Here is a 26,137-nt window from a genome sequence, read left to right as displayed (position 1 = left end):
TTATTAATTATTTTACCAGTGTAGAAGTTCAGCTCTTTTTCTTACAGCTTCTATAGCTTGCTGTCGAGACCTATTATCTTTAGAGGCTTGTTTTGTAAAAGCGACAATATTTTCTTCTCTGATGTTACGAGTTGATATATCAGAAGAATTATCTTTGGTGATCTTTTTATTGTTTTCAGCGACTAAAGTTAACATTACCCTCTCCACTAAGTAAAAAATTGAAGCGTATTTTAATCAATATCCGTATTAGTACAAGCTTAATTTTGTACAAGTAAAAATAATAATTTCATAATTAAAATAGCAGCACTTTGCTATAAAAGTAAACTTTAAGTTAAAAAAAGTTGCCTACATAATAATTAGCAGCTTTATCATAAAGATATCTCAGAAGTGTTTTTTAGAAACAACCTTTCTCAATTTTGAAAGAGATGATTTCCCCTAACCTTAGCCCTAGAAGTTTAGAAAAAATTAATTTTTCAAGCTCAAAATATAGAATCGAGCTTACTTGTGTAAACTCGATAAACGACCTTGAAAGTTTTGTTACCTCATATAGACTTCAGAGATGTTTGCGATAACGTCTAGCGTGTTGCAGCATCCTTAAGCTAAATCATCAAAATAATTAGGCATGCCTAATTTTATAGCCTCAAAAATCATGTGCTGTGATACTTCACACGTTTAATGATCAGCTCCCCAAATATGTATAAGTAATGCTAAACCGCTCATGTCCAAGCTCACGGCTAATTATCATTCGTGCCTTGTAATCTAGCTCCCGCTCTTTGCCTATTAAATGCATACGTCGTGGCCCACCATTAGCGGGGCATTGCCAACCAGTTAGTTCTATATAACGTTGACGGGCATAGTGATGGCGTAAGCCATGATTTTTGCTGAGGCCTACCTTATTAGTTTCGCGCTCATAGCGGCGCATTTGATCCACGTAGCGGTCTGTCGCGCGAATTAATGATGAGCGTGTAAAAGAGCGAACTTCATCAAGCAGAGAGCGCTGTGACTCTTTCAGGATAGGCAAGGAGCGGGGTTTACCACCTTTAGTCCATGAGCCTTTTAAGCGGATATAATTGCCTTGATCTGCATAGCTGATATTGAACTTTATCGCTTCTTCTCGGCGTAGCCCGAATTCTTGTTGTAGGCGCAGTGAAAACTTTACATATGGGCAATTAATCTGTGCGTGCTTCTGCATATCAAGCTCCTTGGATTTCCCCAAAGGACTATTGCGTACCTTATCAATACCGTATTCATCATTAGTACGACCGACTACATTACGTTTACCTACTTTATCTGCCCACCATCTAATGGCCGACATTCGATTTTTGATAGTCTTGTTTGCCAGCTTTTGATCTTGCCAATGCTTTACTAAAGCATTTACGTGTTTAGGTTTTAACCCTTTCGCATCTTTTAACTTAAAGCCAAAACCATGAAGCTGTTTAGCAACAAGATTAAAAATGCTCTTTCTATTTTGACGTGTAGCATGGCTACGCTCTTTGTTATTAATGTTTAACTGATTTAGTGAATATCCCAACTGGCTCATATCAACTCCTCAAAATTTAAGTGGAAGATAGAAAACCAAAACCGAAGATCAGGGGGCGTAAGCCAATAAAGGTAAGTTTTAAAGCCACTTAGTTAGTGCATAACTAAAAAAGTTGTCATAAGACACATGGGCTGGCTGATCAAAAGCAAACAAGCAAAGCGGCGCTGAGTCTGTTGATTCAAGGCGCAGACTATAGTGGTTTTGGTAGTTATTAATCTGGCTCTGTTGAGCCTGACAGCTACGGATGTAGCTCCTCTTGACGTGTCGAGGGCAGTTGGAAAACGCCCGTTTTCTTGTTTGCTCAAATTGAGCTAGTTCATATTTAAAGTAGCATATTGATCTTAGATTGCAAGTAGCTATTTCTTCAAGTGGATGCCATTCCCTCTTCTGGCCTTTCGATTTTGCGGTTTGATAATAGGTCTCAAGGCATCATGAGCAAAGGCCTTGAGATAGGCGACTCTGTGAGTCGTCCCTACCTCTTCGAGTAGGTACGACTAGTAGCCAATCCGCCTTCAAATAAAACCCCGGCAATCTTACCAGGGTTTTTCCAGACATTATTTTTGAAAGTGGTTTATCTTTGTAATTGGCAGCGCACACCGCGATTCGTTATCGATAGTAACGGCCCACACCTGGGTGCATGAAACAGAGCTATGGTGCATCAGGGTACGACCCTGGAGGCGTGTAATCCACCAGACGTTAGGATTTATCGTCTGTAGTCTTCGAGGATAGTCGTGTAGTTCCTACACGCGCAGCCCATTATATTGGGCTGTTTTTCTTAAGAATTGGTGTGTGCTGCTTTTAAAAAATTGAAATTAAACCTACAAGTCCATTCCCGCACCATTATGTCGCAGCCAAGAAACGTGTTTAGAATAATTGGGAAGTACCTTGTCTACCTCATTCCAAAATGCGGGGCTATGATTTGGATGTCTAAGATGAGCTAACTCATGCACAACAATGTAATCAATAACTGCTAAGGGGGCCATCATGCATTTCCAATGAAAATTCAAATCTCCAACAGGCGTACATGACGCCCACCGGTGTTGAAGTTCCAGAACTCGGATCGCTCCGTACTTTACACCCAACTTAGGTGCAAAATACACTACACGATTACGCAGACGTTCCACACCTTTCTTCTTATAGAAGTCCTTAAATAAGTCAGCACCATATTGAGACTTGTCTCTTCTCATTAAAAAGCATCCACTTTTCAATAACAGACTCTCTTGCTGCTCATCCACTAATTTCAATCGATAATTGCATCCTAAATACGGAAAGCCTTCACCACTTACAAATTCTCGCTCAATTTTAGTACGATTAAGGTCCTCCCACTCAGCTAAGTTTCGATAAATCCAGCTACGTTTTTCTTCAAGAATCCCCTCTATTTTTGTCAGGCTATAAGTCTCTGGCGCTAATACAGTAACGCAGCCATCTCTTTCAATGAAAATACTGGTGGTTTTTCGCTTACTTTGCTTCAAGCTGAATTTGATATCTTTATACTTCATATTAATGAAGCTTCTTACTTCTTGACGCATCGCGCTCTTTTATTGCTTTTTCTAACTCTTCCTCAGACACAACACTATAAATACCGAACGTTGGTTCAATTCGTTCACTTTCTGCTCTGTGCACTTCCATAGTTCCTGAAAGCATTAATGGAAGCTCTGAGATTTTTTTAAAGAGCTTTTTAAATGCAGCTACGGCAATATAAGTAGCAACATTGCCAATTATGCCGGTTAGTGCAGCCATTTGAATAAACGCTACAACGTCAAAATCTTGGCTACCTCTTCTGGTCTGCTTTAAGGCAATAAGCGTTGTCTCAAGCCCTTCAACTCTTAACTCTTCTTGGAGAGCTGAAACAATATCTGAAAGCGCATTCTGAGAGAGCGATGACATTAGGTCATATTCGGTTTTCACTTCATAAGACATCGTGCTCTCCGATGATAGTGCTGCTGGCGCATTTGGAACATCAATGTCTGTTCTTACCGTCACAGAAGCTACCCGAATGAACTGCTCATACTGCTCAATCTCACTCGCTAAATAAAGCTCACTACCACAAACTGAATATTTCAGCATATCCAGTATCCTGCGATCATCTTCTGTAGTACCTGTAAAATTGAAATCTTTAATGGATTCTATAAGTCTCTCAATTCTGATAGTCAATTCATGATCAGATAGAAGTAGTTTTTCCCGCCTACGCGCTAGCGCTACTACTTCAATAGTAAGTTGCTCTCTTGCATCTTTAAGCTCTGGGACTTTACTTAGAATAAAATGCTTTTTTATTCTTCCTCGCAATTGAGATACCAGATCTTCACGCTCCCAGAAGTCCAAACTCCCAATATGCTCTCCTAGTTCCTCCATAACGGCGTCAGCAGATGCCCTCACTTTATCGATGTGCTTAACCTGCTGACCATCGGGGAAAGCAATACTGGTGATCAAGTCAAAAAATGGATCAACCACTCTAGCGTTTGGTCCACGACCTACGCTAATTTGTTCGCGAAGGGCGCTTAACTCAGTGATCATCTTGTCCCAGTTTCCTGAGTGCTTTTTGATAACCTCTTCGAGCTTTTCACTCATTTGCTTGTAAAACGCAGGATCATCTTCAGCATTAACTTTGCAATGCTTTCGAATCGCGTGCTCCATGTCACTGGCTTTAGCGCGTTTACTTTTTTCCTTCCCGACGTTATTCATAAACTCAGGACTAAATAGGTCAACAGGATCGACTTTGGGGTTGATCCCTAAGCTAATGAGATGTTCACTAACTAGGCTGCGAATTTTCTCACCTACGCCATGAAAACTCATACTACTATCTTGATAACGTTGGCGCGCTTTCGCCTGGATATGCACAAATTGGTACATAGGCGTTTTGTAAGGGTCAGCCAATGAGTTCGGCATGATGATGTCCATGCTCTGAAGAAACTTCTTCAAAAACACGTTGAAGCTGTCACGCTGGCGAGGGTCTTCTAAAACAGCAATAGCCTGAAGCTGAACTTGATAATGTTCATCCACACTTAGCTTCTGATTCACAAATGCTTCGATGTTGTGAACCTTGAGTTCATTAAACAACTGAAGCAATCGGCGATAACGACTTTCTAAAACCGGTACTTCACTATTTATGTTTTGCAAGCTTTCCAAAATATCGTCTTGGTCATCCTGTGAGTACATCAACAGCGCTTCTCTAAGATGATTAGCAAGCCCTATATAGTCGACAATATAGCCGCGTTTTTTCTCCTTCGCAGTACGGTTCACGCGGGCAATGGTCTGCAATAAGTTATGTTCCTTCAACTTTTTATCGAGGTACATCACCTGCTCAATTGGCGCATCGAAACCCGTCAGCAGCATGTCGCAGACAATTAGAAAAGCAACGCCCGTATTGGGTTTACTGTGATCAAACTTCTTCTTGAAACTCTCGACTGCTTTTAGCTTTTTGGCTTGCTTTCTGGCATAAGTGAAAGACGCAGCTTCATTGGTATCATCACTTGATATCACTACCGCCGTTTTCAAAAATTCGAGGCGTTCAAGCCAGGCTTTATCAATACATTGCTCTGGCTGCTTTTTATATCGCTCGATTTCTTTCGCCAACGCTTTTTCAATGTAGGTTTGATAATGAATAGCCGCTTGCTTGGAAGAGCACACCACCTGGGCTTTAAAGCCTGCTGGCAAAATCTGCCTTATGTAGTGCTTTACTAAATCCTCAGCTATTTCCTCAATGCGCTTTTCTGCTTCAAGAAGATCTCCTTCCGCACCGTATTTTTTGCGGATCTCTCTTAGCTCTTCTTCCGTTCTGTCTGCAAAGAGATCTTCAAATTTAGTATCAAACCCCGATTTATCGTATATCGCACTGTCAGCGGTTTTACCTTCGTAGAGGATTTTTAAAGTAGCGCCATCATCAACGGCATCCTGAAGTTTATATTTATCGATATATGCCTTTTCTTGGCTTACGCCAAAACGCTTCCAGGTTGGATAAGTGTGGTGCTCAGCAATAAGCGGTGTTCCCGTGAATGCCACTCGGGTTGATTTGGGAAAAGCATCAAACAGGTTGTCCGAAAGACTTGCTCGATCTTTTCCGCCGCGCTGGGTTCGGTGGGCTTCATCGACCAAGATAAGTACTTTTTCAGTGCTATTTATCACGCCAAAAGGGCGATGCATGACAATTTCAGCGTCAAAGTCTGCTTCCAGCTCTTCAATACGCTCAACATCGCCAGCTTCTTTTGCTTTTGCGAGATTCTTAAATAACAGCTTACGCACGGATTCCGGTAGGAAGCTGCTGTCTTGCTCGCGAAACTTATGCAGCATTACCATATTGGTATTTGAAGTGTCGTTAGCCAGTTTCTCCCTTACGTCTTTAGTACTCTTGATCTCCACCACAGTATCGCCTATTAACGCTGCGGTATTGGTCAGTTGTTCTTCAAGGTCACTCCGATCGTTAACCATCAAAACCTTGTAACTTTTCAGCTCTGGATGGCGACGAAGCTTACGTACCAAAAACACCATGGTCAGGCTTTTCCCGCTTCCCTGGGTGTGCCAAACCACGCCTGAGCGCTGAATCCCCGTTTCGCCCTGCTCCATACGCTCAATGATTTTTTGAACCGCGCGAAATTGTTGGTATCGGCAAATCACCTTTACACGCGGGCCGCTGTCGGTATCCATAAACAGGGTAAAACAACGGGTGATATCAAGCAATCTTTGAGGGTGAAGCATGCCTTGAACTAGCCGTTCTTGACTGCGGTGGATGCCGATTTCCGGTGCTATATAGGGCTCTGTATCTGGGTAGATGGTTTTCCAGTTAAAATAGTAATCATCATTTGAGGTAATGGTGCCCACTTTACAATCATCACCGTGGGTACTGATCATCAACTGATTAGTAAAAAATAGAGCTGGCTCACCTTCTCTATATTTACTGTGTTCCGGTTCGCGTAAGTCTGCATAACGGCGCAGTTGATCTATACCTGCGGCCATTGGATCACTACAGTGCTGAGAGTATAATTTGCTTTCAATCACTACCAGCGGCAAGCCATTAATGAACAATACAATATCAGGACGAATATGCTCCTTGCCCAATCCAGGGGTATCAACTCGGAACTGATTGATAGCTGTAAAGGTGTTATTTTCCCAGTTCTCAAAATCAATCAGCTTAACAACAGGGTCTTCTTCGCCAGTCAACTCGTTATGGTCAATCTGCCACTTGTGCAGACGGTCAATAAACTCCTCATTGGCCGCCAGCAATTTCTGAGTACCAAAGTCGGTGACATTGTCCAGTAATACATCTAGTTGGCTATCCGTCAGCCATGGTTTACCTCCATCGGTAGTGTTGATGCGATGCACTGCGGTTTTAAAAATGTCTTTTAAAATGACTTCACGAAAAGAACTGCGAAAGCTGGTAGTTGGATCGGTAGGTACACCTTGCCCTAAATCCGTCGCATCCCAACCCATGTTTTTAAGCTGGTTTAGCAGGGGCTTTTCAACCAATTGGTACTCTGACATTGTTTGCTATCCTTGTAACTGGCAGGCAGGCGTTTACCTGCTGCCATTTTTTATTTTTTGTTATACAGATACGTGGACTTTGCCTGTTAAAAGGTCTTGCATCAGGCCTCGCTTCGTCTGCTGAAGCTTACTTAAATCTACATATTCAGACTCCAGAGCCTCATTAACCGCCTGTAAGCTGCCCACTATTTTCTCTTGCTCAATTTTTTCTGGCACCACAACCGGAAACTTTGATAGTTCCCCTAACGTTACAGTCTTTTGCGCATTGCCGAGAGCAACCCTATCTGCCCATGATTTGGTCTGTTCCGAGTTAAGAAATTCACATAAAAAGCCGCTATCAATAAATTGATTATTCGGCTTGATATACGCTATGTGCCGTTGAAAAGAGAATTCACTATCTTTCGAAACTAAAGCAGCGTGTCCATAGGAGCCTACTGCGGTATACAAAATATCTCCTTTTCTTGGCTCTCTGCCTTTCGATATTAAGTGATAGTCTTCTTTAGAAATATACGAGCACTTGTCCCACAGAATCTTGCCCCCTCGGACACAAGAAACAAACAAGAATGGAATATCACCATTCTCAACGGTATATATTGCCTGATGTGAACCATCTGTGACTCTCAGGGATATCGAGCCAAGGTCGCTAACATTCCACCCCTTAGGTAACATTCCCAGCGTCGTCTCATGATAAAGCTCCGGCGCTTCTTCAAACGTTGGGCGAAGGGCTTTGGTTTCTGGGTCGATACCTCGGCTAAACAAATCTGCCATCATGCCTTGTTTGATAGCAGTGTATTTATCTATAAGGGCTTGAGTGGCGTCGATTTGGTTGTCGATGGTTGACAATATTTCAGCAATTTTCCTTTGAACAACTAACTCTGGATGTGGAATTACAAGCTCATTGAGCTTGGCTTTATTCAGAGTCGCTCCTTTAATAGCTGTATCAGTGATAGCTAGCTTTACAACTTCTGGAAGCTGATAGAACAAAAACGTTTTATCAATTTTATCTGTATCCACTTCAAAGCTAGCGATTGCTTCATTTGTGTAGATATCTCGTCCAGCAAACGCAATACGACCTAAAGAAAGCTTGAAGCTCATCATGATAGTCCCACAAGGAACTAATTTTACATTCGAATTTCTTGCTCCCAGAGCAGTTATAGACTCTGCGGTGTTAGAAACAATTCTGCTTTTCAAATCAGATATAGATACCCATGGAAAGCCCTCCTCTCCCGTTGAAGCCCAATAACTAGCTTCCGCACGAGAGGGCGTTCCTCCAATACAAATATCGGCAATGTCACCTAAACGGGTTTCATACCAATCACTCATAGCCCAGCTCCTTCATAAAGCCAGCCAACTTGTTCGCTTCCTGCTCTCGCTTGGCAATGATGCTTTTGGCAGTAACTTGGTATTTGCGGTGTAGGTTCTCGACTGCAGCGATACGGTCAAGCAACAATGCACGCACATAGCTTTGGTATTGGCGATCCAGCGCAGTTTTGAATCGTTCTAGAATCAGCACTTTAGCCTCTTCATCTGTAATATCATTACGTGCTATCTCAAGCAGCTCATCACGGCGTTTTTCTGTTTCCTTGATTTCAGCGCTCAGTTGCTTTAGCTCATCCTCCAACTCTTTGTGTGCTGCCAACTTGGTTTCAATTGCAGTTGCTTCAGCCACAGCTTGAGTGCCTCGTCGCGCGTGCTCTTGAATCAGTTCAAAGTTATCTAACTGAACGCCGAGTTCATCAGCGAGTGTAAGTATTTCGCTATGAACAGCAAAATTTAGGTCTTTGCCCGTCAGTCCTTTTGCAAAATCCCCTTGCTTGGTACCTTTGGGAAGTTCAGCACTGTTTTTCAGCTGTATAAACGCATCTTTTATTTGGGCTTTCAGCACTGCCAGACTAGTTTTGATCGTCACTTTGTGTTCTTTCAGATCGTCTTTAAGCTGTTTAACATACTTAGACGCCAGCGCAGGGTTTTCATCGGTAGGTTCGTAGTCTTCTTCATCGGCTGCATCAACAAAGGCTTGCAGCTCGCTGATACGCGCCTGTTTAGTCTCCAGCTCTTCCACCACATCTGCGCACTGGCTGGCGAATAGCACTTCATCGGGAATGAGCTCGGCATTCCAACCGCTCGCAGCAACAGATTTAAAATCCGCTTCCAAGGTTTTAAACCAATCCGCCAACGCACCACGTACCTTATATTGGTTCAAAAGATTGATAGGCATTAGGTGCTTTTCAATGGTATTCAGGGATTCGCGGCGCAGTGCAAATACTCCTTTATCACCCAGCTTTTGATCGCCCAGAGCTTCAAACCCCGCGAAGTCCTCTTTCCAATCATCCAACGCGGCTTGGAAATCCGCATGTTTTTTCAGTACTGCTGGGAAGTTCTCAATATGCGGTTTGAGTGATGGCAACGCTTCAAACTCATCGGCAAAATCTTGAAATTCGTCGTTATAATGTGGAATAAACAGGCTTTCTTTCAAGCCTGGGTAATCAATCCAAGTGCTTTGTAGCGAATCAATTTCCTGGGTTGGAATACCACCGTTTAAGTGTGCTTTAACGTTTTGAGGCTCAGGTGCAGGGCTGTTATCTACATAGCGGCGAATATTGAAGTTGTAGTCTTCACGCGCCAGTTCGTCTTTGTGAACCAAACGCGCATATTTTTCAACACCAAGGTGCTTATCATCTTCCAGCAACGCTTTATAGACGCTGGTGATTTTTTCAATATCTTCAGGGCGCAGGCTGTTTTGGTTTTTGCCTTCCCGATATTCACGGTCAGCATTAATAAACAGCACTAAATCACGGTTTTCACGCCCAGCCTTGTTCAACACCAACACACAGGCAGGAATGCCCGTACCATAGAACAAACCTTGTGGTAGGCCTATCACCGCTTCCAGAATGCCTCGCTCGATAAAATCTGCGCGGCATGTACGCTCTTCTGCACCACGGAACAATACGCCATGAGGCATCACCACGGCAGCTTTACCGTTCGCTTTGAGGGTTGCCACCATATGCTGCACAAACATCAAGTCAGCTTTCTTGCCAGATTCAGGCATAAAGGTGCTAAAGCGGTCTTTAAATTTCATTTCCGCTTTTTTGTAATTTTGAGAGAACGGAGGGTTCGCAATCACACGGTCAAATGAGCGAAGCTCACCGTCTTTCGTTCTGTGAAGAGGATTTGCTAACGTATCTCCATTTTCAATATCTGCACCACCTGAACCATGTAAGATCATATTCATCTTACAGATAGACCAAGTACCACCATTGTCTTCTTGGCCGAACAGGTGGATGTTTTTGACGTTACCCCCAGTTTCCTCGACGTAATTACGGCTTTGGATGAGCATACCGCCAGAACCACAAGTTGGGTCATAGATCTCCATACCCTCTTGAGGTTCAAGTATTTCAACTAATAAACGAACAACTTCAGCTGGTGTATAGAACTCACCACCTTTTTTACCTGCGCTATCGGCGAAATATTTAATCAGGTACTCATAAGCTGCACCAAGTAGGTCTGGAAACTCGAAGTCATCGTTCGACAAAGGAATTTCGTTAAAGTGTTCAATAAATTCAACTAAGCGGGCATCAGGAATTGGCTTCTTACCCGCTTGTTTGTTGAAATTGATATGTTTTAGAACCCCCTCTAAACCTTTTGCAGTATTCCGCTCTTCTAATTCTTCAAGTGCCTTCTTTAAGCCAGATCCAACATTTTCTTTAATGTGTTTAATATTTTCCCAACGAGCTCTTTCTGGAACATAAAAATCAAACTGCTCTTCGTCCTCTAGCAGAGGTTCAATATCATCATCGTCATGCCCTTCTTCCTTTAGCTTGCTGTATTTGGCTTGATAGTCTTTGTGGAATTGGTCAGACATACGTTTAAGGAACAGGATCCCGAAAATGTATTCCTTATACTCAGAGGCATCCATTTTTCCTCTTAGGATGTCACAGGCTTTAAATAGTTTATTAGATAGCTTTGCTAGAGTTAGTTTTTGCATAAAATTTCCGTTGCCGCTCGGTATGCCCAAGCAAGCTTTTGTTATCAGGTAAAAAGGGATCGATGTATAAAAAGTTAAGTATTTCGTTTCTTTTTCTCTTCAATCCAAACTTCTATATCCCCACGCTTAAAACGCCACGAACCACCGACCTTAAAGCCAGGTAATTGGCCTTCACTAGCCAAGCGATAAGCCGTTTTTTCGGCCAACTTTAAATAAGCAGCTACTTCTTTCAAGGTCAAAATTTGGTCTGACATTTCAATACGGTTACCTATATAAGTATATGAATGAGAGAATATGGGAAAATTGAGGGGTAGACAATGGTTAAATAACCTTAAACCACTTCGTTCAAATCCTGTAAAGCCATAAATCGGAACCCCGCAAGCGGGGCCCCCTTGCTTCGCAACCCTTCGGGAGATTTCTAGCTTGACTGGCTTTTCTCTGCGTAGTCCATGTTGGCCATGAGGTATGGCGTGCCTTTAGGCAGCAAGCGCCTAAAGCTTATCAACCTAATAGCGAAAGGAGTTTATATGAAATCGATGAGCTTTATAAACAGGGCTAAAAAAGCAGAATTTGTTGATATAGCAAGATCGGTAAAACCGATTGAACGTACCACTCTTATTGCGTAATTGTAAGCAAGTATAATAACTCTTAGAACTATTACTAAAGCTTTGTTAACGGAAAGCTTGTTGATTTCATCTAAATAGAGTCCTATGTAGTTCTTTATAGAGTCCCCCTGATGATGAAATGAGGTTGTATTAGATAGTTAATAAAAAAAGTTGCTATACTAAAAAGTAGCACAGAGGTAGCACAGGTAATTTCTGTTAGTAGGTATTTACTTGGAAAGCGTGTAAAAGTGGTGGCCCCTCCCAGACTTGAACTGGGGACCTAACGATTATGAGTCGTGTGCTCTAACCAACTGAGCTAAGGGGCCATCTCTGTATAACTGTAAGCAGTTAATTTTTGAAGCGTTTAGCCACAGAGCGACTAAAGCGGGTTGCAGTATAAAAAGTTTTTAGGGGCTTGTCACTAGCAAAAAGCTTTATTTTAGCAATCAAGGGGCTAACTGCTCAAATAGTAGGCTTTGAGGTTTTGTTAGTGATGAGTTTTGTAAAACAAGTCCATTTATTAATAGCAGCCTGAGTAACTAATACACATACCTTTGGGAGCACTTAGCAACTCAGTATTAAATGTCCTGCTATGCTGCTACATTATTTTTTGGCGATAATATAAATCGCATGAATTAATCCTGGGAAATAGCCGAGCAAAGTTAGCAAAATATTTAACCAAAAATGCATCCCTAGTCCTACCTGTAAAAACACACCCAGTGGTGGTAATAAAATAGAAAAAATAATTCTAATGATATCCATAATTTAATCCTTATAATGTTAGCAAAGCAAAAAGCCCAGCAGGGCTGGGCTTTAGTATAGTGTATTATTCTGCAATAACAGTTAATTCATCAACTACCTTGCGAACATCTTCAGCGTTTTTAGCAATTTCCATCGCTAATTGCTTTTCAGCATCAGACTCAACTGTACCTTTAAGAGTTACCACACCATTATCGGTATCAACATCAATGTCTGTACCACCTACTTCAGAATCAAATAAGTAACGTGTTGTGATCACTGTAGTGATTTTAGCATCGGTTAAATCACTTTCAGTGTCGTTACCCATCATTTTAGAATCATGCTTCTTCATGTCGGTGTTTTTTACCACAGTTAGACTGTTTTCAACGTCAGTTACACCATCTAGGCTTAGCACGAGTTCTTCAGCAAGCTCTTTATCTACTTCGCTGTTTACTTTACCTGTTAGCATTACCTTGCCGTTTTTTACGTCCGTGTTGATATCAAAGTTATTTAGATTGGTGTTCATAAGCAATACTGTTTCTGCTTTCCCATCAATCCAAGCATCTTTGCTTTCGTTTTCCCAACTGCTTGCCTGAGCGCCCATTGCGGTTGTTCCTAATACTAGGGCTGCAATCATAGACTTATTAAATGTTTTCATAATCGTTCTCCTTTTGATTAAAGACACTTAAGCTAATGCGAGCATCGGGCCAACATTTTTTAACCTTTAATTTCAATAGCTTAATTTAAAATAGTAGATATTGGCTTAAACCTACTAAGTAAACATTTACAGACTATTGCGTAAAAGTTTCTCGAATAGCGAAACTTACTAAATAATTGTATATTTGGTTAATCTGTCGTTAATATAATAAAGAATCAAAAACCCAAAATCATAAACCACTGAATTTAAACAATTTAATATTTGGTATAAGGCTTGCTTTGAAATAACTAGCAACCATAAAAGGATAATTTAAATGTCTGTTAAGATTGAAGACCGCCCTATTGAGCAAGTTCGTGAGCAAGTGATTGATCAGCTCATTTATAATTACAGCCATGGTGTTATTTCTGTTGAAGCATTTGAAAGGCGCTTAGACGACGCGATGGCAGCGAGTGACAATAAAGCACTTATGGATCTCGTTGAAGATTTAACCTTAAATACTGACCAGCAATATAAGGCGCAAAAGCACTCTCAGTTTGCACCTAATTATAGCGCGCAGCATGAGACTGATGAAGAGCCACTTACATTAAGAAGCATTCTTGGTTCAAGTGAACGAAGCGGCCAATGGGTAGTTCCTCAAAACATTTATATAGAAAACTACATGGGGTCAATCAATCTTGATTTTACGGATGCTATTTTTACCCACCAACATGTCACTATTCACGTTAATTGTTACTTTGGCAGCGAAGAAATATATGTACCAGAGCACGTTAATGTAGTTTCTAAAATGTTTTGTATTTTAGGCAGTTTTGAAAATAAAACAGTGTCACTTAATAAGCGCCAAGGGCCAACGATTCACATTGAAGGAAAAACTGTTTTAGGCTCTGTGGAAGTTAAAGTTAAGCGCACTATTAAAGAAAAATTTATTAGCTTTGCAAATGATCTAAAAACTCAACTTGGCATAAATGGTAAACATTATTAAATATGCTAAACATTGAATGAAGCCATAATCGTTGGCTTCATTCATATTATAAGTCGTTATTTCGCTCACTAGGTACATCACTCATGTACTCTACAAACTCAACTTCAAACCCTGCAGGGTCAATATAATAAATGTTTTTTCTAAATGGATTTACAGCACCTTCTTTACTTATTGCAAAGCCCGCATGTTTTAGGCGCGCTATTACTGCATTTAAGTTATTGGTTACATAGGCAAAGTGTGCCAAACCAATTTGATGTCCTGATAGGTCGCGGTTTTTCCCTTCACCGTGATCGCTTATAGCAATATATTGATCGTTATCACCAAAATGTACCCAGCGCCTTGCTTTACCATACCAAGTTCCTTCCCCCTCACTTCTAATTGACCAATAGGGAAACGCTGCTTGGTAAAACTTAAGCATGGCGTTTATGTCACTAACAACTAAATTTACGTGTTCTAATTTCATAACTTTCTTCCTATTAATTGAATATAGAACATCATAAAACCTCAAGTTAACTTTAGGTAAAGCGCTAATTTACAAATTTATTGTCTGTTTTTATTCCGATAAATATATTGAAAGATCATGCCTGTACAAAAAACACTCACAAGTATTTAGGCTTTATGGTTTACTTTATGGCAAAAACCGCTAAAATACGCCGGCTTAAATATATAAACGTTCTTTTACAACCCAAAGGTAATACCATGCATCCAATGTTAAACATTGCGGTTCGCGCTGCGCGTAACGCAGGCAAGCTTATTCTTCGTGCAAGTGAAGACTTATCAAAAGTTGAAGTGCAACAAAAAGGCACTAATGATTTAGTTACGAACATTGATAAAGAAGCCGAAGCCGTAATTCGTGACACTATTTTACGTTCTTACCCTGATCACTGCATCGTTGGTGAAGAGTTAGGCGAACACAAAGGTAAGGATGCTGATTACCAATGGATTGTTGACCCACTTGATGGCACAACTAACTTCATCAAGGGTATCCCTCATTTCGCAGTATCAATTGCACTTAAAGTTAAAGGTCGTTTAGACCAAGCCGTAATTTACGATCCAATTCGAGGCGAACTTTTCACCGCTTCTCGTGGTCAAGGCGCACAGTTAAACAGCAAACGTTTACGTGTATCTAAAACGGTTGAACTTGCCGGTTCTGTTCTTGCAACAGGTTTCCCTTTCAAACAAAAACACCACTTAGATGCCTATTCTGAAGCGTTTAAAGCATTATTCGTACATACCGCTGATATTCGTCGTGCAGGCTCTGCAGCACTTGATATGGCGTATGTTGCAGCGGGTCGTGTTGATGGTTTCTTTGAAATTGGTTTAAAACCGTGGGATACAGCAGCAGGCGAGCTATTAGTTAAAGAAGCTGGCGGCATGGTTGTTGATTTTGCTGGCGGTAATAACTACAACGTGAGCGGTAACGTTATTTGTGGTGCACCTAAGCTAACACAAGCGATTGTTCGTGAAATGCGCCCAGTATTATCTGAGTCGTTATTACGTTAATCGTAATACCGCACTAAAAAAAGGAGCCGAGGCTCCTTTTTTGCTTTTTGTTAGCCACTTTTTTTACTATTGGATAAACGCACAACAGCGGGTGCAGGCCTTCTTCGATTACAAATAAATAAGTAGCTGTGACGATAACGTTTTGCTTCTTTTTTAGCATCTGTGGCTAATGCCGCTACTTGATGGCTATTTTTACACTGCTGCAGATCCGGCTCAACTAAACCTATCGATAATGTAAGTAGAGGTACAAACTGCTTTTCGCCCTCTCGATTAGTTGCCCAATACCCTTTTCCAGCAATATGCTCTGGCGTAAAAAATACGCGTGACTGCAATTCAAATTGCGTGATAATGGTATTACAAACCTCCACCGCATCTTTTTTTTCAAACACCACCATAAAGTCATCGCCACCAATATGCCCGACAAAGTTAGCGCTGTGCGCACACGCTTTTACAGTCACATCGGCCAGAAGTTTTATCACGCTGTCCCCACTGGCATAACCATACAGATCGTTAAATTGTTTAAAATGATTTAAATCGATATAAGCTAGTGAAAATGGCTGTTTATGTTGCAGACGCTGCTCTATTACTTCACTAATTGCCACATTACCCGGTAACATGGTTAGAGGGTTAGCATGTTGGGCGTGGCGGATTTTTTCAGCGGTAATGTGCTTTAATATGTCCCTGAGCGGTGCCAAACCTAAATATTTATTATTACTTGTGATAACAATATGGCGACGAATATCAAAGTCTTGCTCTGTTATTTGCTGAGAGACAATATCAAGCATTTGATTTTCATCAACCACCAAAGGCTGTTTATCCATTAACTCAGTGACTTCACATTTATCATAAAGTGCATGCCCGTATGGCGCGGCAAACACTTCTGTTAGCTGATCTTTGTGTAACAGCCCTATTGGCTGCTGATTGCTATTTAAAACGGGTAAGCTAATTATGCGCTTGTCTTGCTCAAAAAGCGCATGAGCTTCTTTACAACGCGTGTGACTGCTAATGGCAGGCTGAGCAACAGCAAGCACCCCGATAGCCATTGATTGTTCAAACTTTGAACCTGCTTGAGTCGATGTAAATGCTTGTAACTGCTTACAGTTATAGTCATAGCTTGGTTGTTGGCTGGGCCTTTCTAACAAAAATCCCTGAACATGACTTATGCCTATACTTTTAACTAAATCGAGTTCTTCAGTACGCTCAATTCCCTCAGCAATCACCGCTGTATTTGTTGCCCGCGCTAACACCACAATTGATTTTAGAAATTCTTTTTTAACTTCGCTTTGATCGCAATGATCAATAAAGTAACGATCAATTTTTACAATATCTGGGCATAACTGCGACCATTGCTTTAGACCGGAATAACCTGCACCAAGATCGTCAATAGCAATAGTGAAGCCTAGCTCTCGATAATGAGCAATGGTTTTTAACAGTAAAAAGCCATCATCTACTTTTTCTTGTTCGGTGACTTCAATCACCACACGATTAGCCGCAAGACCAAACTGTTCAATTAAATGTAAGGTTTCGCCTTTAGGGTGGCTCGGATCGAGTAGAATTTTTGGGCTGACATTTAAAAATAACTTCCCTTGTAGATTTAGTTTTACAAAGTTTTCTATGGCGCGAGAACGGCATAAAAGCTCAAGCTCTGAGATCAATTGATATTTATGAGCCGTTTCGAATAGCTTATTTGGCATCGCTAATGGGCTATTTTTAGGGCCTCGACTCAGCGCTTCATACCCAATAATAGATTGCTTAGTTATATCAAAAATAGGTTGAAACAAGGTTGTTATTGCCCCTTGTTGTAAAATTGACTCTAAGGCTTTACGTTGCTCAGTCACTACTAGCTCTGATCAAAATTAAATAAGAGTGATAAAATATCAAGCTCGTATGACAATTATATGTCTTACACGCTAAGCAATAAAAAACCGCTCACAAGGAGCGGTTTTTTTTAAAAAGGATAATTTAATCTCAATTAAGGCATTGAGTCTAAATCGGCACCTTCTTTTTCAATCACCTCTGGTATTAAATCTTCTTTACTTACGCCCATGGCAATAGCCACCGAGCTGGCAACGTAAACTGAAGAATAAGTACCAATAAATACACCAAATAATAGTGCGGTAGCAAAGCCATGAATAGTTTGGCCGCCCCATACAAAGAGTGCAATCAATACTAAAATAGTGGTAATTGATGTAACTAAAGTACGATTAAGTGTTTGCGTAAGTGACAGGTCAATAATTTCAATGGTGTCGTCAATACGTACTTTACGGAAGTTTTCACGGATACGGTCTGATACAACAATGGTATCGTTTAGTGAGTAACCTATCACGGCGAGTATTGCAGCCAAAATAGTTAGGTCAAACTCTAAACCAAGCACCGAGAATAAACCAATCGTAATGATTACATCGTGTAATAGTGCCCCCACCGCACCCACAGCAAAGCGCCATTCAAAGCGAAATGCTACGTAAATTAAGATACATATAAGCGCAGTTAACATGGCAAGGCCACCCTGCTCTTTTAAGTCTTCACCTACGCTTGGGCCTACAAACTCAATACGGCGCATTACTACGCTATCATCAGCTTGTTTAAGGGCAGCAATTACTTGGTTACCAATTACTTCTGCTTTTACATCATCACCGCGAGGGGCTAAACGGACCAGTATTTCTTGGCTTGAGCCAAAAAGCTGTACCGATGCATCAGCAAAGTCGTTTTCAGCCAGTACATTACGTACTTTTTTCAGATCGGCAGGTTGTGAAAAACCTACCTCAACTGCTGTACCGCCGGTAAAATCTAAACCGAAATTTAAGCCTTTAACAAAAAGTGACGCCAGCGACGCTATGATTAATAACGTAGAAAAGCCCATTGCCACTTTTCGAAGAGACATGAAACGAAGGGTTTTTCCGCCCAATCTTAAAATTTGCATGTCTGCTCCTTAAATTGAAAGTTTATCAACACGTTTACCACCAATAAATAGGTTGATCACCGCACGGGTACCTACAATTGCTGTAAACATAGAGGTTAAAATACCAATTGCTAGGGTTACCGCAAAGCCTGCAACAGGACCGGTACCAACAGCAAACAAGATAATCGCCGCAATTAATGTGGTGATATTGGCATCAAAAATAGTACTAAAGGCACTATCGTAACCAAAATGAACCGCTTGTTGAGGGCTGCGGCCATCAGCGAGCTCTTCACGAATACGCTCAAATATAAGTACGTTCGCATCAACAGCCATACCCACGGTTAGTACAATACCTGCGATACCCGGCAGGGTAAGCGTTGCACCTGGAATTAACGACATTACACCAATAATAAGTACTAAGTTGGCAGCCAGTGCGATATTCGCAACAAGACCAAAACCTTTGTAGTAAATAAGCATAAAGGCCAGTACAAACGCAAAACCTAAGGCTACAGCGGTCATACCTGCTTCAATGTTTTCTTGACCTAGGCTTGGCCCAACCGTACGTTCTTCTACTATTTGAATAGGCGCAACCAGTGCACCCGCGCGAAGTAGTAAACTTAAGTTATGTGCTTCAGCGGGGTTATCAATACCAGTAATACGGAATGAACGGTCAAGACGCGCTTGAATGGTTGCTACGTTAATCACTTCTTCCACTTTAATCGGTGGCAGTGCTTTACCTTCGCTATCTTTTTTACCCGATGGCTTGTACTCAATAAATACGGTAGCCATACGTTTACCAATAGCACGTTTGGTGAAGGCATTCATTTTTGCCCCACCTTTACTATCGAGTTTAATGCTTACTTGTGGACGCTGGTACTCATCTGCACCTGACTGCGCGCCAGTAATATGGCTACCTTCAAGAATAATGCGCTTTTTTAGTACCACAGGATAACCATCACGGCTCATGATCATTTCAGTACCCGGTGGGATACGACCTTGAGCAGCGGCGCTTATGTCAGCATTTTCGTCAACTTCACGAAACTCAAGCGTGGCCGTAGCACCTAAAATCTCTTTAGCCCGAGCGGTATCTTGAATCCCTGGTAATTGCACAATAATACGTTCAGCACCTTGGCGCTGTACGTTTGGCTCTGCAACGCCAATTTGGTTGATACGGTTACGAATAATCGTTTCGTTTTGCTTGATGGCATAGTCACGAATTTCTTTTAGCTTTAGCTCACTCATAGTGGCAAAGAATGCGTTATCGTTACTGCTATCATCAATGTAAACGTTTAATGGGTAACGGCTTTCTAAAAAGCGCTCTGCGGCTTCTTTGTCTTCTTCGTTACGCATTTCTACACGCATACGCTCTGAGCCTGCTACACGGCGCACACTACGATAACGTAGTTTTTCTTCGCGCAGGTCGCTACGAAAATCTTGCTCCATTTGCTCAAGCTGATTATCAACCGCAGTGACCATATCGATTTCCATGGTGAAATGTACACCACCACTTAAATCTAGGCCTAACTTCATAGGATTACCGCCAAGCGACTTTAACCAAGCCGGTTGTGCCGGTGCCATATTAATCGCTGAGATATAATCGTCACTAAGTGAGTTACGCAATAAGTCTTGCGCTTTTAGTTGGTCTTCAACGTTTTTAAAACGAACAAGAATTTGCCCGTCTTCGAGTTTCGTCGATTTAGCGCTGACGTTATCTTTTTTGAGGATTGCGTTTACTTTGTCTACAACACTGAGGTCGACATCGGTGCCTTTAGCGCCAGAAACTTGTATGGCCGGATCGCGGCCATACAAGTTTGGTGAAGCATATAAAAGGCCAATGGCTAACACAGCTAAAACAAGTAAATACTTCCAAATTGGAAACTTGTTTAACACGGGGCCGTCCTTATTATTTTTATAGCGACTTCATTGTGCCTTTAGGCAGTACAGCAGATACTGCTGATTTTTGTACAGTTACTTCTGCTTGCTCATTTAATGAGATCACGATGAAGTCTTTATCTTCAGCAATTTTTACGATTTTACCCACTAAACCACCTTGGGTTAGCACTTCATCGCCTTTTGCCATCGCGCTCATTAAGCTTTTATGCTCTTTTACGCGCTTTGCTTGCGGGCGGTAAATTAAAAAGTAAAAAACCAAACCAAAAATCGCTAACATAATTAGCATTTCCATACCGCCGCCTGCTGCAGGTGCGCCAGCGCTTGCATGTGCGTTTGAAATAAATAAACTCATAATACTTCCTCTTTAATTTTTAAATTTTAATTTGTTGTATCAGCTAGCTCTGGCACTTCTTGGCCTCGGCGAGCGTAAAAATCGTGTACAAATGTCTCTAGTTGACCTTCGCTAATAGCATTACGCAAACCTTCCATAACACGTTGATAGTATCGTAAGTTATGGATAGTGTTTAGTCGTGCGCCAAGAATTTCGTTACATTTGTCTAAATGATGCAAATAAGCACGCGAATAATTCTTACAGGTATGGCAATCACACTCTGGATCAAGTGGGCCAGTATCTGTTTTATGCACTGCGTTACGGATTTTTATGATGCCAGTAGTAATAAATAAGTGACCGTTACGTGCATTGCGCGTTGGCATTACACAGTCAAACATATCTATACCACGGCGAACCGATTCAACTAAGTCTTCTGGCTTGCCAACACCCATTAGGTAACGCGGTTTGTTTTCTGGCATTTTATAAGCACAATGATCAAGAATATTAATCATTTCATGTTTAGGCTCACCCACCGATAAACCACCGAGTGCATAACCATCAAAACCAATCTCTTCAAGGCCCGCTTGTGATTGTGCACGAAGCTCAGGATACATACCGCCTTGAATAATACCAAACAATGCTGATGGGTTGTCGCCATGCCCTTCTTTTGAACGCTTAGCCCAACGAAGAGAAAGCTCCATAGAGTCTTTGGCTTCTTTTTCGGTGGCAGGATATGGCGTACATTCGTCAAATATCATCACGATATCTGAGCCAAGATCACGCTGCACTTCCATTGATTTTTCTGGCGACATCATAATTTGGTCACCATTTACAGGCGATTGGAACATCACGCCTTCTTCAGTGATTTTACGCATTGCACCAAGGCTAAATACTTGGAAACCGCCTGAATCAGTTAAAATTGGGAAGTCCCAATTCATAAAGTCGTGTAAATCACCATGCTGTTTAATGATTTCAGTACCAGGGCGCAACATTAAGTGAAATGTATTGCCCAAACAAATTTGTGCACCCGTTGCTTTTACTTCATCAGGTGTCATACCCTTAACCGTGCCGTAAGTACCTACAGGCATAAACGCCGGTGTTTCTATTACACCTCGGTCAAAAATCAAGCGGCCGCGGCGCGCTTTACCATCAGTGCAGTCTAATTCAAATTTCATAATATCCTCTGTGTCGGAAAAACAGTCCAACAAGCTATAATTTAACCGCTCGATTCTACCCTTTTTACCACCCTATTACTATTAGCAGTGAGAAATTCACTATACCTAGGAGTAAATAAAAACCGATGACGCTGTAAATTATTTACGGGTCAAAAACATCGCATCGCCATAGCTAAAAAAGCGATACTGTTGTTCAATCGCCGTATTGTAAGCGCCCATAATGTTGTCTTGCCCTGCAAAGGCACTAACTAACATGATCAGAGTTGATTCGGGTAAATGGAAGTTAGTTACCATGGCATCAACAACGTTAAATTGATAACCCGGAAAAATAAAGATATCGGTATCGCCAAAGTAAGTATCTAGCTTGCCGCCATGTATTTTTGCTGCAGACTCAAGTGAGCGTACTGAAGTTGTACCTATAGCAATTACTCGCCCGCCTTTGGCTTTGGTGCTTGCAACCGCATCAACCACATCTTGTGGCACTTCAATATATTCAGAGTGCATGATGTGCTCATCAACACTCTCAACTCTTACAGGCTGAAAGGTGCCAGCACCAACGTGCAAGGTTACAAACGCCATTTGCACGCCTTTATCTTTGAGCGCAGCCATGAGTTTATCGTCAAAATGAAGACCTGCCGTAGGTGCAGCAACAGCGCCTGGCTTTTCGCCATATACCGTTTGGTAACGCTCACGGTCGGCTTCGTTATCTGGGCGGTCAATATAAGGAGGAAGCGGCATGTGGCCCACATCATTTAAAATGTCGAGCACATTTTCACTGCGGTCAAACTCAAGCTCAAATAAGGTATCATGGCGTGCCACCATAATAGCTTTTGCTTTGTCCTCTAAAATGAGTACATTACCTGGCTTTGGGGATTTACTCGCACGAATATGCGCAAGTACGCGGTGTTCGTCTAATACGCGTTCAACGAGTACCTCAACTTTACCACCAGACTCTTTTTGACCAAACATACGCGCAGGTATAACCTTGGTATTATTAAAAACCAGTAAATCGTTTTCGTTTACAAGTTCAAGTATGTCACTAAATATTTTATGCTCAATCTCACCAGTTGGCCCGTTTAGGCTCAATAAACGGCTACTCGTTCTATCTGCTTTAGGAAAACGAGCAATTAATTCATCAGGTAAGTCAAAGCTAAAATCAGCTACGCGCATTGTTAGAATTCCACATCATTTAAAATCGCGCCAAGTGTATTACTATTACTAATGAAGCTCAAGATAACCCCTATATTCTCCCTAATTTCTATTACTAATGAAGCTCAAGATATCCCCTATATTCTCCCTAATTAGCCACCAATGAACTACATTTAAAATAGCGGTTAAATACGCTTGTTCTTATCGCTAAATATCATTACTCTTACTGTTTTATGATCTGCATCTCTCGGAGTGGTACCTACGTGGCAAAACAGCTTAAATTGCTAATATTGAATGCAAGTAATGATGAGCGCCAGACTATTCGTGCCACGTTAGAGAGGCTTAATGTGTTTGAGTTCATTGAAGCATCAGACAGCCAAGACGCCCTAAAAATATTAAAAAATCAAAGCGTAAATATAATCATAACCGGCTTAGATGTAGGTAAAATTGATGGTTGGCGGTTTTCCCGTATGATCCGCTCTGGATTACTAAACACGCCTAAAAACACGCCTATTTTGCTAATTCCGCCGATTTATTGTGAGCGAATCGCCGAAACTACCGCACGTAGCTATGGCATAGATGCGGTACTGCCTTTTGAGCGCCAAGATATTCTGCCGCAAATACTCGCAAATGTGTTGTCGAGCCATTTAGAAAAAAGTAGTCGCTTAAACCTGTTGTTATTAGAACCCTTTGCCAGCAGGGCAAATGATATGAGTGAACAATTAAAGCTAAACTTTGCTATTACCCATGTTACAACTGAGAAAGCGGCGCTAAGTGCTTATAATCAGCAGCCTTTTGCTATCGTGCTACTGGATGCCACAGCGGCACAAGCAGAAAGCTCAAATCAATTAGTCGAAAAAATTCTGCAGCATAACCCTCAGCAAGCCATTGTTACTATTATTGACAAAAACGATGCCGATTACGCCGAGCAGTTATTACTTTCAGGCGTTACCGACTTTATTCGCGCCCCTTACGACCCCTCATTTTTAAATAAAGTCTGTGACCACGCAGCTCGTCGTGAAGACTTTATGGTCAGCTATGCTGAGTTTGCTAATAAGGTACAGCAGCTAAGTATTAGTGAAGTAAAGTATCGCGACCTGTTTTCAGCACATCAACGTATTTTATTGCACCTAAATACCGTGGTGCTTGAGCTAGACCAGCAAGGCAATATTCGCTTTATAAACCCTGCATGGGAGTCTTTGAGTGGTTTTGGGGTTAAATCGACCTTGAAACAGCCATTAACTGCATTTTGTACCAAAGAGTATAAACAGTCATTACAATCCACTATTGATGACATTTTACAAGGTGGCGCAAATAAACAAAAAATAGAAGTTAAACTGCAACAAAAAAACGGCAATTCGGTGTGGGTTGAATGCCGCCTCCAGCTAATAAAAAATAGCAGTAATAACGCGACCATTACCGCCACACTCGATAATATTCATGAGCGTAAGCAAGCTGAGCTTCAATTACGCCATTTAGCATTGCATGACACGTTAACCGGCCTACATAATCGTTATTACTTCGACCAACAACTTAACTATATTTGCCAAAGCGAAAATACCTATGCAAATATTGAGCATGCGCTTATTTATATCGATCTTGATCACTTTAAAATAATCAACGACAGTAAAGGCCACCAACAAGGCGATATTGTTTTAAAAGAAGTGGCACAACTGTTTATTGCCAATATTAGTAATGAGCACCTGATCTGCCGTGTGGGTGGCGATGAGTTTGCGGTGATCCTTAAAAACACCAATTTATTAGATGCACATTTAATCGCAGAGGGGATTTGTAGTGCCATTGAGGGCAATCAATTTAAGTCAGAAGATCAAGTGTATTCAATTAGCTGCTCTATTGGCTTAACACAAATTACTGCTGATAACTGCGACCCTAATGAATGTTTAAAGCAATCAGATATTGCGTTATATATTGCTAAAAATTTAGGCCGTAACTTAGTACATTGTTATTCAAAACAAGATGGTGAAAACAATGCGCTGCAAACGGGCTTAGAATGGGGTCATGGTGTACGCCAAGCTCTACAACAAGACAGTATAGAACTTCATTATCAACCCATTTGGGATTTTAAAACTAATCAGGTTGCTTACTTTGAAGTACTACTGAGATTAAAGCTCGACGACGAACTTATTTACCCAAATCAATTTATTCCCTCATTGGAAATGCTTAACGACACCTTTTTAATGGATCAATGTGTTATTCGTAACAGTATTGCGAGTGTTGCTGCGCACCCAGAGCTTCTTCAGGTTGCAATAAATTTATCGGCACAATCATTTTTAGATGAGCGTTTACTGCCGTTAATAGAGTCGAGCCTCGAAAAATATCAAGTGCCTCCGTCAAAAATTATTTTTGAAATAACCGAATCGGCTAGCATTAATAATTTGGCTGCCACTCGTAAAATGATTGAACGGTTAAATAATTTAGGCTGCCACTTTTCGATTGATGACTTTGGTACCGGATTTAGTACCTTTAATTATCTTAAACAATTACCAGCCCAACATGTGAAAATTGACGGCTCATTTGTCCGCGATATGCTTAACGACTCCATTGATTTAGCGCTAGTAAAAGCTATAAACGACATCAGTCGGTCACTAGATAAGCGCTCTGTGGCTGAATATGTGGAAACCGCTGAAGTATTTTTTGCACTCAAAGAAATAGGCGTAGACTACGGGCAAGGCTATTTTATTGCTCGCCCTGTCCCTATCAACAAGGTACTGATTGAATTAGAAAAAATAAAGAACAACCCTATTTTTTATCAAGATACCCTCACATCACTATAAACATTAATAAACAAATTTAAGCAATTTATTACTACCAAAATTGCCCATCTAACCTATACTTTGCTTATCGGCAGCACAATGTCATGAAAATTAAGTGATTACCTTGATTTTACATGACATCTTTATTTCTTATCGTCTAGATGTCTATACTCTTAAAGATGGACATTTGGTCATAAGGAGGATGTTTATGACGCAACTAATCACGTTATTATTGTTTATACACTTTGCTATTGCGCTTCAATGTTACAAGTATGCTCAGATTAAAGGCTACCCTGTAAAAACCTTTACAGTGCTTGGACTGGTGCCTTACTTCAATGTTGTTGTGTGGGTTTACTTATTGTTTTTACCGCCTCTAGAGAGCTACAATGGCCAGCACAAGCAGCCACTTTAATTCCCTGTGTTATTGAGCGTA

General features: G+C 41.2%; 20 protein-coding genes and 1 tRNA gene. 4 read left to right on the top strand and 17 right to left on the bottom strand.

Annotation, left to right across the window (positions count from 1 at the left end; translation table 11 throughout):
* Positions 1-12: 12 nt before the first annotated feature.
* From BM380_RS06610 to BM380_RS06565, 10 genes are all read right to left on the bottom strand, one after another.
* Positions 13-195 (bottom strand): hypothetical protein, encoded by a 183-nt coding sequence (locus tag BM380_RS06610; RefSeq protein WP_090493655.1) that lies wholly within the window; start codon positions 193-195, stop codon positions 13-15.
* 484 nt (positions 196-679) lie between these two features.
* Complete coding sequence (locus BM380_RS06605; RefSeq protein WP_090493653.1) at positions 680-1,540, bottom strand: phage integrase N-terminal domain-containing protein; 861 nt, start codon at positions 1,538-1,540, stop codon at positions 680-682.
* Positions 1,541-2,358: 818 nt separating this feature from the next.
* Positions 2,359-3,069 (bottom strand): M48 family metallopeptidase, encoded by a 711-nt coding sequence (locus BM380_RS06600; RefSeq protein ID WP_217644049.1) that lies wholly within the window; start codon positions 3,067-3,069, stop codon positions 2,359-2,361.
* The gene (locus BM380_RS06595) at positions 3,041-7,015 is read right to left on the bottom strand and encodes a type I restriction endonuclease subunit R (RefSeq protein WP_090493651.1); all 3,975 of its coding nucleotides are present in this window, start codon (positions 7,013-7,015) and stop codon (positions 3,041-3,043) included. The genes BM380_RS06600 and BM380_RS06595 overlap by 29 nt, the downstream gene beginning before the upstream one ends.
* 60 nt (positions 7,016-7,075) lie before the next feature.
* The gene (locus tag BM380_RS06590) at positions 7,076-8,338 is read right to left on the bottom strand and encodes a restriction endonuclease subunit S (RefSeq protein ID WP_090493650.1); all 1,263 of its coding nucleotides are present in this window, start codon (positions 8,336-8,338) and stop codon (positions 7,076-7,078) included.
* The gene (locus BM380_RS06585) at positions 8,331-11,000 is read right to left on the bottom strand and encodes an N-6 DNA methylase (RefSeq protein WP_090493649.1); all 2,670 of its coding nucleotides are present in this window, start codon (positions 10,998-11,000) and stop codon (positions 8,331-8,333) included. Before BM380_RS06585 ends, BM380_RS06590 begins: the two co-directional genes overlap by 8 nt.
* A 74-nt stretch (positions 11,001-11,074) precedes the next feature.
* Positions 11,075-11,254, bottom strand: a complete 180-nt coding sequence (locus BM380_RS06580) for a methylation-associated defense system helix-turn-helix domain-containing protein MAD1 (protein ID WP_090493647.1) — start codon at positions 11,252-11,254, stop codon at positions 11,075-11,077.
* A 600-nt stretch (positions 11,255-11,854) separates the two neighbouring features.
* Positions 11,855-11,931, bottom strand: a tRNA-Ile gene (locus BM380_RS06575).
* Between the two features lie 277 nt (positions 11,932-12,208).
* Positions 12,209-12,367: a YqaE/Pmp3 family membrane protein gene (locus BM380_RS06570; protein ID WP_008466367.1), complete on the bottom strand. Its 159-nt coding sequence runs from the start codon at positions 12,365-12,367 to the stop codon at positions 12,209-12,211.
* Positions 12,368-12,431: 64 nt separating this feature from the next.
* The gene (locus tag BM380_RS06565; protein ID WP_033103722.1) at positions 12,432-13,001 is read right to left on the bottom strand and encodes a BON domain-containing protein; all 570 of its coding nucleotides are present in this window, start codon (positions 12,999-13,001) and stop codon (positions 12,432-12,434) included.
* A gap of 313 nt (positions 13,002-13,314) precedes the next feature.
* Between BM380_RS06565 and BM380_RS06560 the strand changes: the two genes are divergently transcribed.
* Positions 13,315-13,980, top strand: coding sequence for a LiaF domain-containing protein (locus tag BM380_RS06560; RefSeq protein WP_064664126.1), 666 nt, complete (start codon positions 13,315-13,317; stop codon positions 13,978-13,980).
* Between the two features lie 46 nt (positions 13,981-14,026).
* On the opposite strand, the gene BM380_RS06555 is transcribed toward BM380_RS06560, so the two are convergent.
* The gene (locus BM380_RS06555; protein WP_090493645.1) at positions 14,027-14,443 is read right to left on the bottom strand and encodes a VOC family protein; all 417 of its coding nucleotides are present in this window, start codon (positions 14,441-14,443) and stop codon (positions 14,027-14,029) included.
* A gap of 236 nt (positions 14,444-14,679) precedes the next feature.
* Here BM380_RS06555 and suhB point away from each other — a divergent pair, with 236 nt between their 5' ends.
* A complete protein-coding gene (suhB, locus tag BM380_RS06550) occupies positions 14,680-15,483 on the top strand; it encodes an inositol-1-monophosphatase (protein ID WP_010391751.1) in 804 nt (267 codons plus the stop codon).
* A gap of 50 nt (positions 15,484-15,533) precedes the next feature.
* Here the strand turns inward: suhB and BM380_RS06545 are convergent, their stop codons facing one another.
* From BM380_RS06545 to queA, 6 genes are all read right to left on the bottom strand, one after another.
* Positions 15,534-17,321 (bottom strand): GGDEF domain-containing protein, encoded by a 1,788-nt coding sequence (locus BM380_RS06545; RefSeq protein WP_033103724.1) that lies wholly within the window; start codon positions 17,319-17,321, stop codon positions 15,534-15,536.
* Positions 17,322-17,455: 134 nt separating this feature from the next.
* Entirely contained in the window at positions 17,456-18,403 is a 948-nt protein-coding gene (gene secF, locus BM380_RS06540) for a protein translocase subunit SecF (protein WP_013465987.1), read from the bottom strand.
* Between the two features lie 9 nt (positions 18,404-18,412).
* A complete protein-coding gene (secD, locus tag BM380_RS06535; RefSeq protein ID WP_013465988.1) occupies positions 18,413-20,272 on the bottom strand; it encodes a protein translocase subunit SecD in 1,860 nt (619 codons plus the stop codon).
* A 19-nt stretch (positions 20,273-20,291) separates the two neighbouring features.
* A complete protein-coding gene (gene yajC, locus BM380_RS06530) occupies positions 20,292-20,627 on the bottom strand; it encodes a preprotein translocase subunit YajC (RefSeq protein ID WP_010391747.1) in 336 nt (111 codons plus the stop codon).
* 26 nt (positions 20,628-20,653) lie between these two features.
* On the bottom strand, positions 20,654-21,781 hold the full coding sequence (gene tgt, locus BM380_RS06525) for a tRNA guanosine(34) transglycosylase Tgt (RefSeq protein ID WP_028835575.1): 1,128 nt from the start codon (positions 21,779-21,781) through the stop codon (positions 20,654-20,656).
* A 138-nt stretch (positions 21,782-21,919) separates the two neighbouring features.
* Complete coding sequence (gene queA / locus BM380_RS06520; protein ID WP_028835574.1) at positions 21,920-22,951, bottom strand: tRNA preQ1(34) S-adenosylmethionine ribosyltransferase-isomerase QueA; 1,032 nt, start codon at positions 22,949-22,951, stop codon at positions 21,920-21,922.
* Between the two features lie 242 nt (positions 22,952-23,193).
* Here queA and BM380_RS06515 point away from each other — a divergent pair, with 242 nt between their 5' ends.
* Entirely contained in the window at positions 23,194-25,725 is a 2,532-nt protein-coding gene (locus BM380_RS06515) for an EAL domain-containing protein (protein ID WP_090493643.1), read from the top strand.
* A 187-nt stretch (positions 25,726-25,912) separates the two neighbouring features.
* Positions 25,913-26,116, top strand: coding sequence for a hypothetical protein (locus BM380_RS06510; protein ID WP_090493641.1), 204 nt, complete (start codon positions 25,913-25,915; stop codon positions 26,114-26,116).
* The last annotated feature ends 21 nt before the right edge of the window (positions 26,117-26,137 follow it).

This window comes from Pseudoalteromonas sp. DSM 26666 (assembly GCF_900116475.1).
Lineage (GTDB): Bacteria > Pseudomonadota > Gammaproteobacteria > Enterobacterales > Alteromonadaceae > Pseudoalteromonas > Pseudoalteromonas tetraodonis.
This window is presented reverse-complemented; position numbering and strand designations above follow the sequence as displayed.

Coding starts and splice junctions, on each gene's coding strand:
- BM380_RS06610 (WP_090493655.1), bottom strand. CDS start 195: ATGTTAACTTTAGTCGCTGAAAACAATAAAAAGATCACCAAAGATAAT.
- BM380_RS06605 (WP_090493653.1), bottom strand. CDS start 1,540: ATGAGCCAGTTGGGATATTCACTAAATCAGTTAAACATTAATAACAAA.
- BM380_RS06600 (WP_217644049.1), bottom strand. CDS start 3,069: ATGCGTCAAGAAGTAAGAAGCTTCATTAATATGAAGTATAAAGATATC.
- BM380_RS06595 (WP_090493651.1), bottom strand. CDS start 7,015: ATGTCAGAGTACCAATTGGTTGAAAAGCCCCTGCTAAACCAGCTTAAA.
- BM380_RS06590 (WP_090493650.1), bottom strand. CDS start 8,338: ATGAGTGATTGGTATGAAACCCGTTTAGGTGACATTGCCGATATTTGT.
- BM380_RS06585 (WP_090493649.1), bottom strand. CDS start 11,000: ATGCAAAAACTAACTCTAGCAAAGCTATCTAATAAACTATTTAAAGCC.
- BM380_RS06580 (WP_090493647.1), bottom strand. CDS start 11,254: ATGTCAGACCAAATTTTGACCTTGAAAGAAGTAGCTGCTTATTTAAAG.
- BM380_RS06570 (WP_008466367.1), bottom strand. CDS start 12,367: ATGGATATCATTAGAATTATTTTTTCTATTTTATTACCACCACTGGGT.
- BM380_RS06565 (WP_033103722.1), bottom strand. CDS start 13,001: ATGAAAACATTTAATAAGTCTATGATTGCAGCCCTAGTATTAGGAACA.
- BM380_RS06560 (WP_064664126.1), top strand. CDS start 13,315: ATGTCTGTTAAGATTGAAGACCGCCCTATTGAGCAAGTTCGTGAGCAA.
- BM380_RS06555 (WP_090493645.1), bottom strand. CDS start 14,443: ATGAAATTAGAACACGTAAATTTAGTTGTTAGTGACATAAACGCCATG.
- suhB (WP_010391751.1), top strand. CDS start 14,680: ATGCATCCAATGTTAAACATTGCGGTTCGCGCTGCGCGTAACGCAGGC.
- secF (WP_013465987.1), bottom strand. CDS start 18,403: ATGCAAATTTTAAGATTGGGCGGAAAAACCCTTCGTTTCATGTCTCTT.
- yajC (WP_010391747.1), bottom strand. CDS start 20,627: ATGAGTTTATTTATTTCAAACGCACATGCAAGCGCTGGCGCACCTGCA.
- tgt (WP_028835575.1), bottom strand. CDS start 21,781: ATGAAATTTGAATTAGACTGCACTGATGGTAAAGCGCGCCGCGGCCGC.
- queA (WP_028835574.1), bottom strand. CDS start 22,951: ATGCGCGTAGCTGATTTTAGCTTTGACTTACCTGATGAATTAATTGCT.
- BM380_RS06510 (WP_090493641.1), top strand. CDS start 25,913: ATGACGCAACTAATCACGTTATTATTGTTTATACACTTTGCTATTGCG.